General features: G+C 67.6%; 13 protein-coding genes. 4 read left to right on the top strand and 9 right to left on the bottom strand.

Annotated elements, in window-relative coordinates; genetic code table 11:
- Positions 1–225 precede the first annotated feature (225 nt).
- Positions 226–780, bottom strand: coding sequence for a hemophore (locus AC5Y4F_RS21910; RefSeq protein ID WP_067938202.1), 555 nt, complete (start codon positions 778–780; stop codon positions 226–228).
- A gap of 340 nt (positions 781–1,120) precedes the next feature.
- Here AC5Y4F_RS21910 and AC5Y4F_RS21905 point away from each other — a divergent pair, with 340 nt between their 5' ends.
- Positions 1,121–4,156, top strand: coding sequence for an MMPL family transporter (locus tag AC5Y4F_RS21905; protein ID WP_499998586.1), 3,036 nt, complete (start codon positions 1,121–1,123; stop codon positions 4,154–4,156).
- The gene (locus AC5Y4F_RS21900) at positions 4,153–4,677 is read left to right on the top strand and encodes a hypothetical protein (protein WP_067938199.1); all 525 of its coding nucleotides are present in this window, start codon (positions 4,153–4,155) and stop codon (positions 4,675–4,677) included. The genes AC5Y4F_RS21905 and AC5Y4F_RS21900 overlap by 4 nt, the downstream gene beginning before the upstream one ends.
- 4 nt (positions 4,678–4,681) lie before the next feature.
- On the opposite strand, the gene AC5Y4F_RS21895 is transcribed toward AC5Y4F_RS21900, so the two are convergent.
- Both AC5Y4F_RS21895 and AC5Y4F_RS21890 read right to left on the bottom strand, forming a co-directional pair.
- Entirely contained in the window at positions 4,682–5,365 is a 684-nt protein-coding gene (locus tag AC5Y4F_RS21895) for a hypothetical protein (RefSeq protein WP_499998583.1), read from the bottom strand.
- Positions 5,366–5,372: 7 nt separating this feature from the next.
- Positions 5,373–6,026: an Rv1363c family protein gene (locus tag AC5Y4F_RS21890; protein ID WP_499998580.1), complete on the bottom strand. Its 654-nt coding sequence runs from the start codon at positions 6,024–6,026 to the stop codon at positions 5,373–5,375.
- A 41-nt stretch (positions 6,027–6,067) separates the two neighbouring features.
- On the opposite strand from AC5Y4F_RS21890, the gene AC5Y4F_RS21885 reads away from it, so the two are divergent.
- On the top strand, positions 6,068–8,056 hold the full coding sequence (locus tag AC5Y4F_RS21885; protein WP_499998577.1) for a M13 family metallopeptidase: 1,989 nt from the start codon (positions 6,068–6,070) through the stop codon (positions 8,054–8,056).
- Here AC5Y4F_RS21885 and AC5Y4F_RS21880 read toward each other — a convergent pair.
- The 5 genes from AC5Y4F_RS21880 to ricR form a co-directional block, all read right to left on the bottom strand.
- Positions 8,040–10,286, bottom strand: coding sequence for a molybdopterin-dependent oxidoreductase (locus AC5Y4F_RS21880; protein ID WP_499998575.1), 2,247 nt, complete (start codon positions 10,284–10,286; stop codon positions 8,040–8,042). The two genes, AC5Y4F_RS21885 and AC5Y4F_RS21880, sit on opposite strands and share 17 nt — an antisense overlap.
- Complete coding sequence (locus AC5Y4F_RS21875; RefSeq protein WP_067931471.1) at positions 10,276–10,878, bottom strand: TetR/AcrR family transcriptional regulator; 603 nt, start codon at positions 10,876–10,878, stop codon at positions 10,276–10,278. The genes AC5Y4F_RS21880 and AC5Y4F_RS21875 overlap by 11 nt, the downstream gene beginning before the upstream one ends.
- 156 nt (positions 10,879–11,034) lie before the next feature.
- Positions 11,035–12,078, bottom strand: a complete 1,044-nt coding sequence (locus AC5Y4F_RS21870) for a L,D-transpeptidase (RefSeq protein ID WP_499998572.1) — start codon at positions 12,076–12,078, stop codon at positions 11,035–11,037.
- A gap of 117 nt (positions 12,079–12,195) precedes the next feature.
- Positions 12,196–13,428 (bottom strand): MFS transporter, encoded by a 1,233-nt coding sequence (locus AC5Y4F_RS21865; RefSeq protein ID WP_499998568.1) that lies wholly within the window; start codon positions 13,426–13,428, stop codon positions 12,196–12,198.
- A 153-nt stretch (positions 13,429–13,581) separates the two neighbouring features.
- Positions 13,582–13,884 (bottom strand): copper-sensing transcriptional repressor RicR, encoded by a 303-nt coding sequence (ricR, locus tag AC5Y4F_RS21860; protein WP_067936320.1) that lies wholly within the window; start codon positions 13,882–13,884, stop codon positions 13,582–13,584.
- Between the two features lie 118 nt (positions 13,885–14,002).
- Here ricR and ilvD point away from each other — a divergent pair, with 118 nt between their 5' ends.
- Entirely contained in the window at positions 14,003–15,715 is a 1,713-nt protein-coding gene (gene ilvD, locus AC5Y4F_RS21855) for a dihydroxy-acid dehydratase (RefSeq protein WP_067936317.1), read from the top strand.
- 67 nt (positions 15,716–15,782) lie between these two features.
- On the opposite strand, the gene AC5Y4F_RS21850 is transcribed toward ilvD, so the two are convergent.
- A complete protein-coding gene (locus AC5Y4F_RS21850) occupies positions 15,783–16,223 on the bottom strand; it encodes an SPW repeat protein (protein WP_067936315.1) in 441 nt (146 codons plus the stop codon).
- Positions 16,224–16,338 lie beyond the last annotated feature (115 nt).

Here is a 16,338-nt window from a genome sequence, read left to right as displayed (position 1 = left end):
CCTAGTGGCGATCGCAAGCGCGGCGTAGCCGGGCGCAGCGCCGTCGCCACCGTCGGGCCTAGTGGCGATCGCAAGCGCGGCGTAGCCGGGCGCAGCGGGTCGCCACCGTCGGGCCTAGTGGCGATCGCAAGCGCGGCGTTGCCGGGCGCAGCGGGTCGCCACCGTCGGGCCTAGTGGCGATCGCAAGCGCGGCGTAGCCGGGCGCAGCGGGTCGCCACCGTCGGCCTAGCCGACGGTGTTGCCGCGCGACGGACCCGGCAGCGGATTGGTCGCCGCCGGTGGTGCCGGCTGCGGTGCGGCGGCCGCTGCGCCACCGGTGGCCCCTCCCAGCGGCGATGCGCCCGCGGGGTTACCGGGAAGCGCGGGCAGCCCACCGGCCGCACCCTGCGCCTGCTGCATCAGCCCCAGCGCCTGTGGGATCGAGATCGGCAACTTGCACTGCATCGACAGGTTCGTGAGCGGCTGGGCGATCGAGGTCATGTCGCCGGCGACCTTCGGGTTCGCCTCGAAGTAGGACTTCAACCCGTTCACCGACTGCGGTCCCGCCTGCTGCTGCAGCATCGAGGTCATCGTCTGGTTGGTCTCCGGGTGCGAGTCCAGGTAATCGCCCATCGACTTGGAGACCGAACCGATGGTGCGGGCGACCTCACTGGCCGCGCACGGGTCGTTGGCGCCGGTCGCCGGGGCGCCGGCGAGCACCGCGACGGCTGCGCCGGGCACGGTAGCGGCGATCAGCCCGGTGAAAATTCTGCGACCCCGTCCAGCGGTGGTTCTCGTCATGGACAACTCCTTAAGGTCTGCGACGGACCGCCAGCGTCGGCGCCTCGCAAACAGCTGCGATAGATGGCCCCACAAGCGAAGGCGTCCCCTGAATCTCCCGGGCGGCCTGCGGGCCATCCGACATCCTGCCACCGCCGATATCACCGCTGCCAGTTCGAACAGAGCCCACGAGGGGATATGTGACCGAAATCCCGCTTGGTCACCGGTTGGCAACGACTTGGCAACAACCCCGTCGCCGCAGCTCAGGAACTAGATAAGCCCACATATTCCACAGCCGGCTGCGGTATCGTCGCCAGCACGCGCTACGTGAGCACCGGGGAGCGACAAAATCCAGCAGTTAATGATGCGCCTCAGCCGCAGCCTGCGTAAGTACCGCTGGTTGGTCTTCACAGGCTGGCTGCTGGCATTGGTTCCGGCGGTGTACCTGGCACTGACGCAGTCGGGCAATCTCACCGGCGGTGGATTCGACGTCGCCGGATCGCAATCGCTGGCGGTGCACGACCAGCTCGAAGAGCTGTACCACGACCAGGGCGGATCGTCGCTGGCGCTGGTGGCCGCGCCCCGGCCCGACGCCAGCTACCAGGACATGAACGACGCCGTCGCGCAGCTGCGACAGATCGCCACCGCCATCCCCGGCACCGCGGAGATCCCCAATCCCACGCAGCGGCCGCCGCAGCCGGACCGCCCGTATGTGCTGTCGGTGCGGCTCGATTCCCGCAACACGAGCGACATCGCCAAGCAACTCCGCACCAAAGTCGGCATCAAGGGGGATCAACCCGGTCAGACCGCGAATGGCCGCGTGCGGCTCTACGTCATCGGGCAGGGGGCGCTGTCCGCCGCCGCGGCGGCGAACACCAAACACGACATCGCCGCCGCCGAGAAGTGGAACCTGCCGGTCATTCTGATCGTGCTGCTCGCGGTGTTCGGGTCACTGGCCGCCGCGGCCATCCCCCTGGCCTTGGGGATCTGCACGGTGGTGGTCACGATGGGCCTGGTCTATCTGCTGTCCGCCTACACCACCATGTCGGTGTTTGTGACCTCGACGGTGTCCATGTTCGGGATCGCGCTCGCCGTGGACTACTCACTATTCATTTTGATGCGGTTCCGGGAGGAACTGCGGACCGGGCGCCAGCCCCGCGAAGCCGTGGACGCCGCGATGGCCACCTCCGGGCTGGCGGTCGTCCTGTCCGGCATGACCGTGGTCGCCTCGCTTACCGGGATCTACGTGATCAACACCCCGGCGCTGAAGTCGATGGCGACCGGTGCCATCCTGGCCGTCGCGGTGGCCATGCTGACCTCGACGACCCTGACGCCGGCGGCGCTGGCGACGTTCGGACGCGCGGCCGCCAAACGGTCGGGCTTCCTACATTGGTCGCGGCGGCCCGAGAGCACGCAGTCGCGGTTCTGGAACCGCTGGATCGGCTGGGTGATGCGGCGCCCGTGGATGTCCGCGGTCGGGGCGTCGCTGGTGTTGCTCGTGATGGCCGCGCCCGCGTCATCGATGGTGCTCGGCAACAGCCTGCTGCGCCAGTTCGACTCGTCGCACGAGATCCGCGCCGGAGTCGGGGCGGCGGCCCAGGCGCTCGGTCCCGGCGCGTTGGGCCCCGTCCGCGTGCTGATCAACTTCCCCGACGGCGGCGCGGCCTCGCCCGAACACAGCCACATCATCGGCGCGATCCGCCAGCGGATGTCACAGGCGCCCAACATCGTCTCGGTGTCGCCGCCGCAGTTCGCCGAGGACAACGGCAGCGCGCTGCTATCCGCGGTGTTGTCGGTGGATCCCGAGGACATGAAGGCCCGCGAGACCGTCGGCTGGATGCGCGCGCAGCTGCCCAAAGTCCCCAAAGCGGGCACCGCGCGCGTCGACGTCGGCGGCCCGACCGCTCTGATCAAGGACTTCGACGATCGGGTGTCCGCGACCGAACCGCTGGTGCTGGGCTTCGTCGCGCTGATCGCGTTCGTGATGCTGTTGCTTTCCATTCATTCGGTTTTCCTGGCGCTCAAGGGCGTGCTGATGACGTTGCTGTCGGTCGCCGCCGCCTACGGCAGCCTGGTGATGGTGTTCCAGTGGGGCTGGCTGAAAGACCTCGGCTTCGCCCAGATCAGCTCGATCGACAGCACCGTTCCCCCGCTGGTGCTCGCGATGACGTTCGGGCTGTCGATGGACTACGAGATCTTCCTGCTCACCCGCATCCGGGAGCGCTTCCTGCATTCCGGTAACACCCGCGATGCGGTGGCCTATGGCGTCAGCACCAGCGCCCGCACCATCACCAGCGCGGCGCTGATCATGATCGCGGTGTTCGTCGGCTTCGCGTTCGCCGGGATGCCGCTGGTGGCCGAGATCGGCGTGGCGTGCGCGGTCGCGATCGCGGTGGACGCCACCGTGGTGCGGCTGGTGATGGTGCCGGCGCTGATGGCGATGTTCGCCCAGTGGAACTGGTGGCTGCCGCCGTGGCTGTCCCGCGTGCTGCCGTCGGTCGACTTCGACCGGCCGCTGCCCGAGGTCGACCTCGGCGATGTCGTCGTCATCCCCGACGACATCTCGGGGCTGGTGGTCCCCAGTGCCGACCTGCGGATGGTGCTCAAGTCGGCCGCCAAGCTCAAACACTTGGCACCCGACGCCATCTGCGTGGCAGATCCGCTGGCCTTCACCGGCTGTGGCCGCAACGCGCAGCCGTCCTCGGGCCCGGACGAGGAGCAGACCCGCGGCCTGGGGCCCGGCCAGATCCCGCACCAGGTGGCCCTCAGCGAGGAGAAGGTCAGCGTCGGCGTGGGCGCCGAGAAAAGGCCCGGCACCAACGGCAACACTAATGGCTCCCCGGCCGCCAAAAAGTTGGTCAACGGCCTGACCTCGCGCAACGGCATCGCGAAGGCCATCATGGACCGGCCCGTACACCCGGTGACGTTGTGGCGGGGACGCCTGTCGGTCGCGATCGACGCATTGGAAAGCGACAGCGACGCTGCCGTCGACGACGGGCCGAGATACGAGCGGCGCAGTCCGGTGGAGACCACCAACGTGCAGTTGCCCACCGGCGATCGGTTGTTGGTCCCGACGGGCGCGGAGGCACTGCGGCTCAAGGGCTATCTGATCATGTGCCGTAACAGTCGGCGCGATTATGCCGACTTTGCAGACATGGTCGATACGTTGGAGCCCGAGACGGCCGCGGCGGTGCTGGCCGGGATGGACAGGTATTACTGTTGTAAATCGTCTGGGCAGCAGTGGGTTGCCACCCAGCTGGTCCGTCGACTCGCAGATCCCAACCCCTGCGACTACCCCGAAGACCAGGGATCGGAAGCCGACGCTGACTCGGACTGGGAAGAAGTGAGGCAACGCTGCATGTCCGTGGCCGTCGCGATGTTGGAGGAGGCGAAGTGACGTTGGCACCCGACCGACGCCCCGCACCCCCGCCCCAGCGACAGCGTCAACCGGGCAATGGATCATCCGGCTCCTTCCAGGACCCCGATCAGCCGGTGGAGTTCTGGCCGACCGCGGCCATCCGTTCCGCGCTGCAGGGCGGCGACATCGCGACGTGGAAGCGCATCGCCGGCGCACTGAAGCGCGACCCGTACGGGCGGACCGCCCGCCAGGTCGAGGAGGTTCTCGAGGGCACTCGGCCGTACGGCATCGCCAAGGCGCTGTGGGAGGTGCTCGAGCGTGCCCGCACCCACCTCGAGGCCAACGAGCGCGCCGAGGTGGCGCGCCACGTTGGGCTCCTGATCGAGCGCTCGGGTCTGGCCCCGCAGGAGTTCGCGTCCCGCATTGGTGTCACGGCCGAGGAGCTGGACGGCTACCTCGACGGCAGCACCAGCCCGACGGCCGCGCTGATGATCCGGATCCGGCGGTTGTCGGATCGGTTCGCGAAGGCGAAGTCCGCTCGGTCAGCCGAAGCGAACTGATCCGCTACCTGACCGGCAGCACATCGGCGACCAGCCAGTCACCCCCCCGCTTGGTCAGCGTCACCCGCAGCGCTGGCGCGGCCTGACTGGGCGGCTGGCCCGGGGTGTTCTGAGTGACCCGCAGGATCACCGCCACACTGGCCGCCGAGGGTCCGATCGCTTCAACTCCGGCCGACAGCGTGGCGGCTTGCGCGGAGACGTTGTGCTGGGCCAGCTCGGCGCTGGACTTGGTGTACTGCTCCTTGAACGCGGCCGCGTGCTCCGGGACGATCATCGCCGTGGCCCGGTCGATGGATCCGGTCGGGGCGGTGGGGCTGAACGACGCCATCGCCTCCGCCATTCCGGTGGCGATCTGAACGACGTGGTGCGAGTCGTTGGTGAAGTCGTTGTCCGCCCTCGTCCAGTGCGTGTAGCCGGTCGCGACGGCCGCGCCCAGCGCCGCCGTGCACAGCAGGACAACCGCCAATCGCAACCCGGGTGCGTCGTCGTCGGTGCCGAGGCTGACCGAATCCCGGCGCAGCAACCAGAAATTGATCCCCAGGCCTTCGACGATCAGCAGGATCAGCACCGAGCACGCTGACACCCACCACAGCGGCCAACCGAGCACCAGCCCGATGGCCAGCAGGGCCGCGATTGCGGCGAGCGGCGCCACGATGTCGAACGCGAACAGCCGCCAGACGTTTCTCATCGGATCTTCACCTGATCGACGCCAGTCCGGAGATCATCTGCTTACCGTCCACGTCGGAGACGTCCAGCCGCAGGCTCCAGTGCACGGTCTGCGGCTTGGCTCCGGCGTTTTCGCTGACCGACGTGGCGATCACCATCACGGAGTCGGTTCGACTGGCGAACGGCGGCAGCTTGGTGGTGACCACCGGCCGGGAGACACCGGGCTGGGTGTCCAGGTCGTGATGCACGGTTTCGATCGCCACCGCGTCGATGCGCCCGGCGCTCTTGGACTGCAGCTTTTCCACGACGGCCTTGTAGGGCTGCACGGCGGCGTCGAAGTCGGTGTTGAGTTCGCCGACCGTCCCGTCGTGCAGCCGCTGCAGGCTGGCGTCGACGTTGCCGCTGTTCATGTTGATCAACACATTCGCCCACTCCGCGGCGGTCTGCATGGCGCGGCTCAGGTAACCGCGTTCGGCAACCTGGTCGCGGTGATCGGACCAGATGATGAAACCGAGCACCACCGCGGCCACCGACAGCACACCGAGAACCGCTGACGCGACGCCGTACGGGGAAAGGATTTCGGCGCTTTCGGATTCTTGTCCGTCGACGTCGTTGGCGTCGTCGTCGCGTTCGATGTCAATGGAATCTTCTTCGGGTGGCTCGGTTCGCTCGCCGTCGGACATGGCCCGATCGTTGCACCCGGGAAAGATGGAAGGATGGCGGGGTGACGAATACGGCCATCCGCTCGGGCATCGACCTGAGCTTTGTCGACGACAGCATCCGCCCCCAAGACGACCTGTTCGGTCACGTCAACGGCCGCTGGCTGGCCGAATACGAGATACCGGCGGACCGGGCGACCGACGGCGCCTTCCGCCAGCTGTATGACCGCGCCGAGGAGCAGGTGCGCGACCTGATCGTGGAGGCCAGCCAACAGGGTGCGGCCGCCGCCGCCGACGACGCGCAGCGCATCGGTGACCTGTACGCCAGCTTCCTCGACGAGGACACCGTGCAGCGCCGCGGCGTGCGGCCACTGCTCGACGAGATGTCCGCGATCGACGAGGCCACCGACGCTGACGCGCTGGCTCGGGCCATCGGCGCGCTGCAGCGTACGGGTGCGGGTGGCGGCGTCGGGGTGTACGTGGACACCGATGCGAAGAACTCGGCCCGCTACCTGGTGCACTTCACCCAGTCCGGCCTCGGCCTGCCCGACGAGTCCTACTACCGCGAAGAGCGGCACCTCGCGGTGCTGGAGGCCTATCCCGCGCACATCGCGCGGATGTTCGGCCTGGTTTTCGGCGGGGACCCGGGCGACCACGTCCAGACCGCCGAACGCATCGTCGCGCTCGAGGCCAAGCTGGCCGAGGCGCACTGGGATGTGGTCAAGCGTCGCGACGCCGATCTCAGCTACAACTTGCGCACGTTCGCCGAACTTCGCGACGAATCCGTGGGCTTCGACTGGGTGGGCTGGGCCACCGCACTCGGCGCCGACCCGCTGGCGCTTGCGGAAGTGATCGTGCGCCAACCTGATTACCTGCGTACCTTCGCCGAGCTGTGGCGCAATGAGGACCTCGAGGTGTGGAAGAGTTGGGCGCGGTGGCGGCTGATCCGCGCTCGGGCCTCCTGGCTGACCGACGAGCTGGTGGCCGCGGACTTCGACTTCTACGGCCGGCTGCTGACCGGCACCGAGCAGATCCGGGAGCGGTGGAAGCGCGCGGTGTCGCTGGTGGAGAACCTGATGGGCGACGCCGTCGGAAAGCTTTATGTGCAGCGGCATTTCCCCCCGGGGGCGAAGGCCCGCATCGACGAGCTGGTCGCCAACCTGCGGGCCGCGTACCGGATGAGCATCAGCGACCTGGACTGGATGACGCCGCAGACCCGGGAGCGGGCGCTAGCCAAGCTGGAGAAGTTCACCGCCAAGGTCGGCTACCCCGCGAAGTGGCGCGACTACTCCGCGCTGGTCATCGAGCGCGACGACCTGTACGGCAACTATCTGCGCGGGTACGCGGTAAACCACGATCGTGAGCTGGCCAAACTCGGCGGGCCGGTGGACAAGGACGAGTGGTTCATGACGCCGCAGACGGTCAACGCATACTACAACCCGGGGATGAACGAAATCGTCTTCCCCGCAGCCATTTTGCAGCCGCCGTTCTTCGACCCCGAAGCCGACGACGCGGCCAACTACGGCGGAATCGGCGCGGTGATCGGACACGAGATCGGGCACGGCTTCGACGACCAGGGCGCCAAATACGACGGTGACGGCAACCTGGTCGACTGGTGGACCGACGCCGACCGAAACGAATTTGCCGCCCGCACAAAAGTTCTCATTGAACAGTATGACGGCTACACGCCGCGAGGTCTGGACGGCGACCACCACGTCAACGGCGCATTCACCGTCGGGGAGAACATCGGCGACCTGGGTGGCTTGTCGATCGCGCTGCTGGCCTACCAGTTGTCGCTGAACGGTCAGCCCGCTCCGGTGATCGACGGCCTGACCGGCGTGCAGCGCGTGTTCTACGGCTGGGCCCAGGTGTGGCGCACCAAATCTCGTGACGCGGAGGCTATCCGGCGCCTGGCGGTGGATCCGCATTCGCCGCCGGAGTTCCGGTGCAACGGCGTACTGCGCAACATCGACGCCTTCTACGACGCCTTCGACGGCGCCGACGCCGGTGCGCTGTTTTTGGAACCGGAGCGCCGGGTCAAGATCTGGAACTGACACTCACCGGCGCGGCTTCGATCCGCGCGGGCACGTGCTTATGCCACGGCGTGCCGGCGTAAGGGTCGCGCCATTCGGTCGAGGTGAGCACGTTCGGCGCGACACCGGGAGTGACGGTGTGCCCGTCGGCGTCGACGTAATCGAGCCCGAAACCATTGGGCAGGGCGGCATGACCGGCCATCATCGTCTCGGTGATCTCGACGGTTGCCTCGGCGCTACCGGCCGCAGTGCTGATGCGCGCCCGGCATCCGTCGACGAGCCCGAGGAGCTGGGCATCCTCGACGCTGATCCGCAGCGCGCCGTCGGCGTCGCGTTTGCGCCAGGTCGGATCGCGGAAGATGTCATTCGCGGTGTAGGCGCGCCGCTCCCCCACCGATAGCACGATCGGGAATTCCGGTGTGGTCAGCCGTGGTGGCGTGCCGGACAGCGCCTTGAGTTCGTCGAGCATGGACGGAATTTCCAGCGCGATCCTGTGGTCGGGGTGGCTGATCAGTCCGAAGTCGTCCTCGTAGTCGTGCACGGTGAACGTCACCCCTGACGGGTTGTCCAGGATCGCGTCGAACAGCGCGTTGCCGTCGGTGTGCCCGGCGCGGCGCACCGCGTCCGGATAGCTCAGTGCGGTCTTTTGGGCCAGGCCCCACAGGGCGGCGGCGCCGCGTAATCCATCCGGCAGGGTCGGGCCCAGCGTTTCGTAGAGCACATACGGAAGTAGTTGCGCCACAGTGGGATTGGACGCAGCGGCACCGAGGAACGCTTCGGTGTAGGCCCGTCGGCCGTTTCGCGCGGCTTCGTGCAGTGGCCGCAGATCCGCGTCGTCCACCACACCGAGCGCAGCCACCAACCGTGCCCAGATTTCGGGCTCGGCCAGGGTTCCGGGCAGGGGCTCCATCAGCGGGCGGCGCAGCTGGAAGGTGTTGCGCGGGAATTCGAGGTTGAAAAAGGTGGCTTCCGGTTTCTCGAATTGGGACGCTGCGGGCAGCACGTAATGTGCGAGCCTGGCGGTCTCGGTCATCGCGACGTCGATGACCACCATCAGTTCCAGGGCGCCGAAGGCCTCCCGGCATGCGGTTGAGTTGGCCAGCGAGTGCGCGGGATTGCTGCTTTCCACGATCATCGCCCGGAACCGGTCTGGATGGTCGGTCAGGATTTCCTCGGGCACCACATTGCTGGGCACCAGGCCGGAGATGATCGGGGCACCGGTAACGGGTGTGCGACCGGAGAACTGGCCGAACAGCGGTGCGAACGACGAATGCAGGTGCTGGCCACCCCTTTTCGCGAAATTGCCGGTGAGGATCCAGAGCAACTTGTTCAGATAGGAGCACAACGTACTGTTGGGTGCCTGCTGCACGCCGAGGTCTTCGAACACCGAGACGCTGGCGGCTGTGCCGATGCGCCGCGCCGCCGTGCGCAGCAGTTCCTGGTCGACTCCGCACCGCTCAGCGTAGTCGGCCACCGGAACCTCGCGCAGCGTGTCGCGCACGGCATCCGCGCCGCGCACATGCTCGCTGAGAAATGTTTCGTTGCACAGGTTTTCCTGGACGAGGATCGCCGCCAGGGCGGCCAGGCACCATGCATCGGTGCCGGGTCGCACCCGCAGGTGGAAGTCGGCCATCTTGGCCGTATCGGTCACCACCGGATCGATGACGATCATCGAGCGGGTGGGGTCCTTGGCGATCTCGTTGAGCACCACCCGTGCTCGCGGGAAGCTCTGCGACATCCACGGGTTCTTCCCGACGAACACCGCGACTTCGGCGTGCTCGAATTCGCCCCTGGTATGACCACCGTAGAGCTGCCCGTCAACCCATGCCTCACCGGTTTTCTCCTGCGCCAGCGCATTCGACCGGTAGCGCGAGCCCAGCGCCTTCAAGAATGCGCCGCTGTACGCCCCGCCCAGATGGTTGCCCTGCCCACCGCCGCCGTAGTAAAAGATCTTGTCGCCGCCGTAGCTGTCGCGAATGTGCTTGAATCCCTCGGCGATCTCCACGATCGCGGTGTCCCAATCGATTTCCTCGTAACTGCCGTCCGCGCGGCGGCGCAGTGGGGAGGTCAGCCGGGCGCCGCTGTTCTGGTAGTGGTCCAGCCGCAACGCCTTGTTGCAGGTATAGCCCTGTGAGGCCGGGTGCGCCTTGTCACCGCGGATGCGGGCCAGCCGGCGGTCTTCGACTTGGACGACGATGCCGCAGTTGCACTCGCACAGGATGCACGCGCTGGATTGCCATTCACCGGTCATCGCAGCCTTCCTTTCCGGGCGCCCGATGGGCAGACGCCGCCAGCAACAGGTCACGCAACTGGCGGTGGACGACGTCCAGCGGCATCAGGTCACGCCGCACTCGCGCCAGCACGATTGCGCCCTCGAGCGAGGCGGGCACGAGGACCGCCAGTTCGCGCGCGCGCTCCGGCGAAATCCCGTCCGCAATGAGTCGCGCGGCGATCAGATCCGACCACCGGTTGAAGACCGCCGCGGCGCGCCCGATCACCATGCGTTGGGTGTCGTGCTGCTCCCCCGCTTCGACGGAGACCGCGACGATGGGGCAGCCGGCCCGGAAGTCGCTATCGAGTAGCTGCCGGCGGTACTTGTCGATCAACACGTCCAGCAGCTGCAGGCCACCGTCGGCGCCGGTGATGACGGCGGCAACATGCTCGCCCGCGTAGTCGACGGCCTCGCAGAGCAGCTGCGTGCGGCCGCCGGGGAAGTAGTGGTAGGCCGATCCGCGGGGTGCACCACTGTGCTCGAGCACATCGGAGATCGCGGTGGCGTGCGCGCCCCGTTCCCGGATCAGCAACGCGGCGGAGGCGACCATCCGCTCGCGTGGACCACGCATCGCACCTCCTCAGGCAGGTTATGTATGATGCTATATATAAGTCGTGTCGAGCGGAAGCCCCTCCTGGCGGTCGACGCGCACGTCGATCCACACGCGCACAGAACGCGAAATCGCCCGTCTCCGAGCTGGAGATGGGCGATTCGCGTTATCGAGGGACTAGTTCATCCAGTCGGCTGATCCGTCGTTCTTCTTGTACGAGCCGCCGCTGGAGTTCTTCACGACGATCGGGTCACCCGGACCGAAGTTGTCGAAGAACCACTTCGCGTTGCTGGGGCTGATGTTGATGCAGCCGTGGCTGACGTCGCGCTTGCCCTGGTCATCGACCGACCACGGCGCGCTGTGCACGTAGTCGCCGACGTTGTCGAAGCGGACCGCGTCCTCGACCGTCACCTTGTAGCCGTAGGTCGAGCTGACCGGCACCCCGTAGGTCGAGGAGTCCATCACCACCGACGCCTTCTTGTCCTGCACGTAGTAGGTGCCGTTGGGGGTCTGGTGGTTGCCGGACGTCATGCCCATCGACATCGGAAAGGTCTTCTCCACCGTGCCGTTGCGGGCGACGATCAGCTGGTGGGTGGCGTCGTCGGCGGTGGCGATCAGCGTGTCACCGGTCCGGAAGGTGGACACGGTGCCGCCGGCGTCGACCGTCACCGCGGTGTGCGCGGGCCAGAAGTTGATTGGGCGCCAGCGCAACTGGGTCGGGGTCATCCAGTAGAACTTGCCCGGCACCGGCGGGACCGACGAGACGTGCACGGCACCGATCGCCGCGTCGGCGTTCTCGACCGTCCCGGGGAAATTGATGATGATCGGCTGGCCCACACCCACGGTCGACCCGTTGGCGGGAACGATCTTGGGCGGCCCGAACGGCGCCGTGCCGGTGAATGGCGTGGCGTTCTGCCCGTCGGCCGAGGCCGCCGCGGGCTGGGCATTGGGCGGAAGCCATGGCGCCGGTGGCTCAAGCGGGTTGGGCGGCGGCGGGGCTGCCAGCGGGTCGGGCGGAGGGGGCGGCGCCAACGGGTCGGGCGGTGGGGGCGGCCCGGGCGGGGCGGCGACCGCGCCCGGGTCAGCCGGAGCCGGGTCCGGATCCGCCGATGCGGGAGCCGCACTCAGCACGAGCGCCAAGCCCACGATGGACGCCAAACCGGTTGTGCTCAGAGCGGCGAAGAGGCCCTTCCTAGTCCCGGCCCTCGTCCAGCCTGACATACGCATACCTCCACTCGTGTTCTCGACACAGTGTGGCATAGGAGGGACGCCAGCTACCGTCAACGGCGGTGAGCCGTGCCCCGCGACGGCCAATAATTACCCGGTTGACCTGGGCGGCTATGAATCGGGTGAGCTTGTCGAAGCAACGTCCAGCATCCGCCGGTTGGCCGCGATCCCGGCCAGCGCGACGGCCATCAGGGCCGCCGAAGCGGCCAGCATCAGCGTCACACTGCTCTCATAGAGCAGGCCGCCGACCAGCGACCCGGCCATGATCCCGACCTGGAACGCGGTCACGTAGAGCCCCGACGCCCCGTCGGGGTCGTCGGCCCCGTTGCGCATCGCTGCGGACTGCATCATCGGCGAGACCGCGGTGGCCATCGCGCCCCACAACACGATCGCGGCGGTCCCGATCAACGCGGTGGCCACGCCTGTCTTACCGCCGAACGCCAGCCCGGTCAGCACCACGAAGGCCGCCGTCAGCCCCGTGAAGCACAGGATGACGGCGCTCCTGGGCCGATGGTCCAGCGGCCGCGCCACCAGCGGTAACGACAACAGACCGGCCAACCCGTAGGCGGCCAGCACGAAGGCCAGGTTCGGCCCGCGCACGCCGAGTACGTTGCGGATGATCTCGACGATGAACGTGTAGGACACGAAATGGCCGGTGACCGCGATCATTGCCAGCACGCTCACCAGAATCAGCCGGGGGTTGCGGTGGTGTCGTGATCTCGGGCCCACGTGGGCGAGCTGATCCTCGTTGAGCACCATCTCCGGCAACATCAACCGGGCGGCGAACGTGACGACGACGGCCGCGACGGTGACGCACACGACGGCCAGGCGCCAGCCCCACATCAGGCTCAAGGCCGCGGTCAGCGGGCTGCCCACCACCAGCGCGAGGCTGGTGCCGACGTAGATCGACATGGTGGCCCGTCCGGCATGGCTCGGGGGCACCAGCCGGGTCGCGATCGGTGCGATGACCGCCCACAGCAGACCGTGGGTGATGGCGCACAGCACCCGCCCGGCCGCCAGCACCGCGAAATTGGGCGCCAGCGCCGAGATCGCCTGCGAGGCGGTCAGGCAGGTCAGGCTGAGCATGAGCGCGCGCCGGCGCGGCCAATGCGCCGTCCAGCGCACCAGCGGAAACGTCGTCAGGGCCGCCACGAAGGCATACCAGGTCAGCAGCGTTCCCACCGCAAACAGACTCACGTGCAGGTCGCGCGCGATGGCCGGCAGCGCGCCGACCGGCAGGATCTCAGCGGTGACGTAGGTGAACGCCGCGGCGGCCAGCACAGCAAGCTGAGCCGCGATCCGTGGAGTCCACGTTCGCGCGGCAGCATTGGATTCGGCAGTCATGGCGTCTGTATCGGCCGGACTACCCACTTCCTGGGTTGTCGCGCCTAATGCGATCACACTGCCTTACCGTACGGACCGCAACTTCGCCTCCCCCCGCAGCACGGCCGTAGCGAAGGTCTCAACTGCGTCACCGATTGAAAAAGAACCCCTAAGTCAGGAGCGCACCAGGCGCGCGATGGCCGCGGAGGCTTCGGCGAGCTTGGCTTGGGCTCTTTCCGGGGCGTCCGGCCCCTCCTCTGCGACGGCGCGGGTGACGCAGTGATTCAGGTGCTCGTCGAGCAGATTCAGGGCGACCGACCGCAAGGCACTGTTGACGGCGCTGACCTGGGTGAGGACGTCGATGCAGTACTTGTCCTCCTCGATCATGCGGGCGATGCCACGCACCTGACCCTCGATGCGTCGCAGCCGCTTGGCGTAGTTGTCCTTCTGCTGCGAATAACCGTGCTCGTTCGTCATCTGTCACCCCTGCTGAATCGCCCGCCGCGCTGCGGCATCACACCGAACTTCAGGTTATACCCCGTTGGGGTATAACCCCGGAAATGGCCATCGCGACTGGCCAGCGCATACTTGAACGATGTCCACCACCGATTCGGCGGCAAGCGCCGACATCAAGCCGCGTAGTCGTGACGTCACCGACGGCCTGGAGAAGGCCGCCGCCCGTGGCATGCTGCGGGCCGTAGGTATGGGAGACGAGGACTTCGCCAAGCCGCAGATCGGGGTGGCTTCGTCCTGGAACGAGATCACCCCGTGCAACCTCTCCCTGGACCGGCTGGCCAAGGCGGTCAAGGAGGGCGTGTTCTCGGCCGGTGGATACCCGCTGGAATTCGGCACCATCTCGGTGTCCGACGGCATTTCCATGGGTCACGAGGGGATGCATTTCTCGCTGGTGTCGCGCGAGGTGATCGCCGACAGCGTCGAGACGGTGATGCAGGCCGAACGGTTGGACGGCTCGGTGCTGCTGGCCGGCTGCGACAAGTCGCTGCCCGGGATGCTGATGGCCGCCGCACGGCTCGACCTTGCCTCGGTGTTCCTCTACGCGGGGTCCATTTTGCCGGGGGTGGCCAAGCTGTCCGACGGCACCGAGCGTGAGGTCACCATCATCGACGCGTTCGAGGCGGTCGGAGCCTGCGCCCGCGGCCTGATGCCCCGCGAGGACGTCGACTCCATCGAACGCGCGATCTGTCCCGGTGAGGGCGCGTGCGGCGGCATGTACACCGCCAACACGATGGCCAGCGCCGCAGAGGCGCTCGGGATGTCGTTGCCCGGCAGCGCGGCGCCACCGGCGACCGACCGCCGCCGCGACGGGTTCGCGCGCCGCAGCGGTGCGGCCGTCGTCGAACTGCTGCGGCGCGGCATCACCGCTCGCGACATCCTCACCAAGGAGGCGTTCGAAAACGCGATCGCGGTGGTGATGGCGTTCGGTGGCTCGACCAATGCGGTACTGCACCTGCTGGCCATCGCCCACGAGGCCGGCGTCGAACTCTCGCTCGACGACTTCAGCCGGGTCGGGTCGAAAGTTCCGCACCTCGCCGACGTGAAGCCGTTCGGCCGCCACGTCATGTCCCACGTCGACCACATCGGCGGCGTCCCGGTGGTGATGAAGGCACTGCTTGACGCCGGGCTGCTGCGCGGCGACTGCCTGACGGTGACCGGTGCGACGGTGGCCGAGAACCTGGCCGAGATCGCGCCGCCCGACCCCGACGGGAAGGTGCTGCGCGCGTTGAGCAATCCCATCCACCCGACCGGCGGCATCACCATCCTGCGCGGCTCGCTGGCACCCGAGGGCGCGGTGGTCAAGTCGGCCGGTTTCGATTCCGACGTGTTCGAGGGCACCGCAAGGGTTTTCGACGGCGAGCGGGCCGCGCTGGACGCCTTGGAGGACGGCACCATCACCAAGGGCGACGCCGTGGTGATCCGCTACGAAGGTCCCAAGGGCGGGCCCGGCATGCGCGAAATGCTGGCCATCACCGGCGCCATCAAGGGCGCAGGTCTGGGCAAGGACGTGCTGCTGCTGACCGACGGCCGGTTCTCCGGCGGCACCACCGGCCTGTGCGTCGGCCACATCGCGCCGGAGGCGGTCGACGCCGGACCGATCGCCTTCCTGCGAGACGGCGACCGCATCCGCCTGGACGTGGCCAACCATGTGCTCGACGTGCTGACCGATCCTGCCGAATTCGAGGCTCGCCGAAAGGATTTCACGCCACCGGAGCCGCGCTACAAGAGCGGCGTGCTGGCCAAGTACGTGAAGCTGGTCAGCTCGGCCGCGATCGGCGCGGTCTGCGGCTGATCGCCGCCCCGGGCCCCGCTGATGCGGCCCGGGGGCGAATTACCTTGGGGTCTATCCGAGTTCGCGCTTATTCGTGCGTGCCCGCCGCGCGGGTGCGCATGCCGAAGTAGGTCGCGTTGAGGCCTAAGAACGTCAACAACGCGCCCGCGACGACATTCGACCAGGTCATGCCGGCGCTCAACGTGACATCCGGCAGGATCCACGTCGAGACGATGACCCACACGCCCAGCACCGGCAACGTCCAGGTCATGCCGTGCGCGCGGTCCAGCGTCGTCGCGAACCCGTAGGCCAAGAACGCCGCCGCGATCCCCGCGATCAGGTCGGACGTGGCAAGCGATGCCATGGCGTTGAATCCAACGATCCACGGCGATGCGGCCACATACAGGCCCGTCAGCAGGGCCAGACCGAACGTGACATGCGCGCTCATCGACTCGGCGACGCGCTCATAGCGCGCACGCAGAGCCAACAAATCGGGGTGGTGATCGATTGATGAATGGACTGTACTCATTTTGTGACCTTTCTGTTATGCAGCAAGCCTTTTGAGCCGGACTGCACCCATCCATCTGCCGTCAAGATTACGCCCGCGCGCCATTGGCCAGCAACGAAAATCGGCGCCCCATCGG

The organism is Mycobacterium sp. NGS56, assembly GCF_059812425.1.
The sequence above is the reverse complement of the archived record's forward strand: the minus strand, read 5'-3'. Positions and strand labels throughout refer to the sequence as shown.

Excerpts from the sequence above, each read along its gene's own strand:
- AC5Y4F_RS21870 (WP_499998572.1), bottom strand. The coding sequence starts at position 12,078 with ATGTCAGGCTGGACGAGGGCCGGGACTAGGAAGGGCCTCTTCGCCGCT.
- AC5Y4F_RS21880 (WP_499998575.1), bottom strand. The coding sequence starts at position 10,286 with ATGACCGGTGAATGGCAATCCAGCGCGTGCATCCTGTGCGAGTGCAAC.
- AC5Y4F_RS21905 (WP_499998586.1), top strand. The coding sequence starts at position 1,121 with ATGATGCGCCTCAGCCGCAGCCTGCGTAAGTACCGCTGGTTGGTCTTC.
- AC5Y4F_RS21865 (WP_499998568.1), bottom strand. The coding sequence starts at position 13,428 with ATGACTGCCGAATCCAATGCTGCCGCGCGAACGTGGACTCCACGGATC.
- AC5Y4F_RS21850 (WP_067936315.1), bottom strand. The coding sequence starts at position 16,223 with ATGAGTACAGTCCATTCATCAATCGATCACCACCCCGATTTGTTGGCT.
- AC5Y4F_RS21875 (WP_067931471.1), bottom strand. The coding sequence starts at position 10,878 with ATGCGTGGTCCACGCGAGCGGATGGTCGCCTCCGCCGCGTTGCTGATC.
- ilvD (WP_067936317.1), top strand. The coding sequence starts at position 14,003 with ATGTCCACCACCGATTCGGCGGCAAGCGCCGACATCAAGCCGCGTAGT.
- AC5Y4F_RS21895 (WP_499998583.1), bottom strand. The coding sequence starts at position 5,365 with ATGAGAAACGTCTGGCGGCTGTTCGCGTTCGACATCGTGGCGCCGCTC.
- AC5Y4F_RS21890 (WP_499998580.1), bottom strand. The coding sequence starts at position 6,026 with ATGTCCGACGGCGAGCGAACCGAGCCACCCGAAGAAGATTCCATTGAC.
- ricR (WP_067936320.1), bottom strand. The coding sequence starts at position 13,884 with ATGACGAACGAGCACGGTTATTCGCAGCAGAAGGACAACTACGCCAAG.
- AC5Y4F_RS21910 (WP_067938202.1), bottom strand. The coding sequence starts at position 780 with ATGACGAGAACCACCGCTGGACGGGGTCGCAGAATTTTCACCGGGCTG.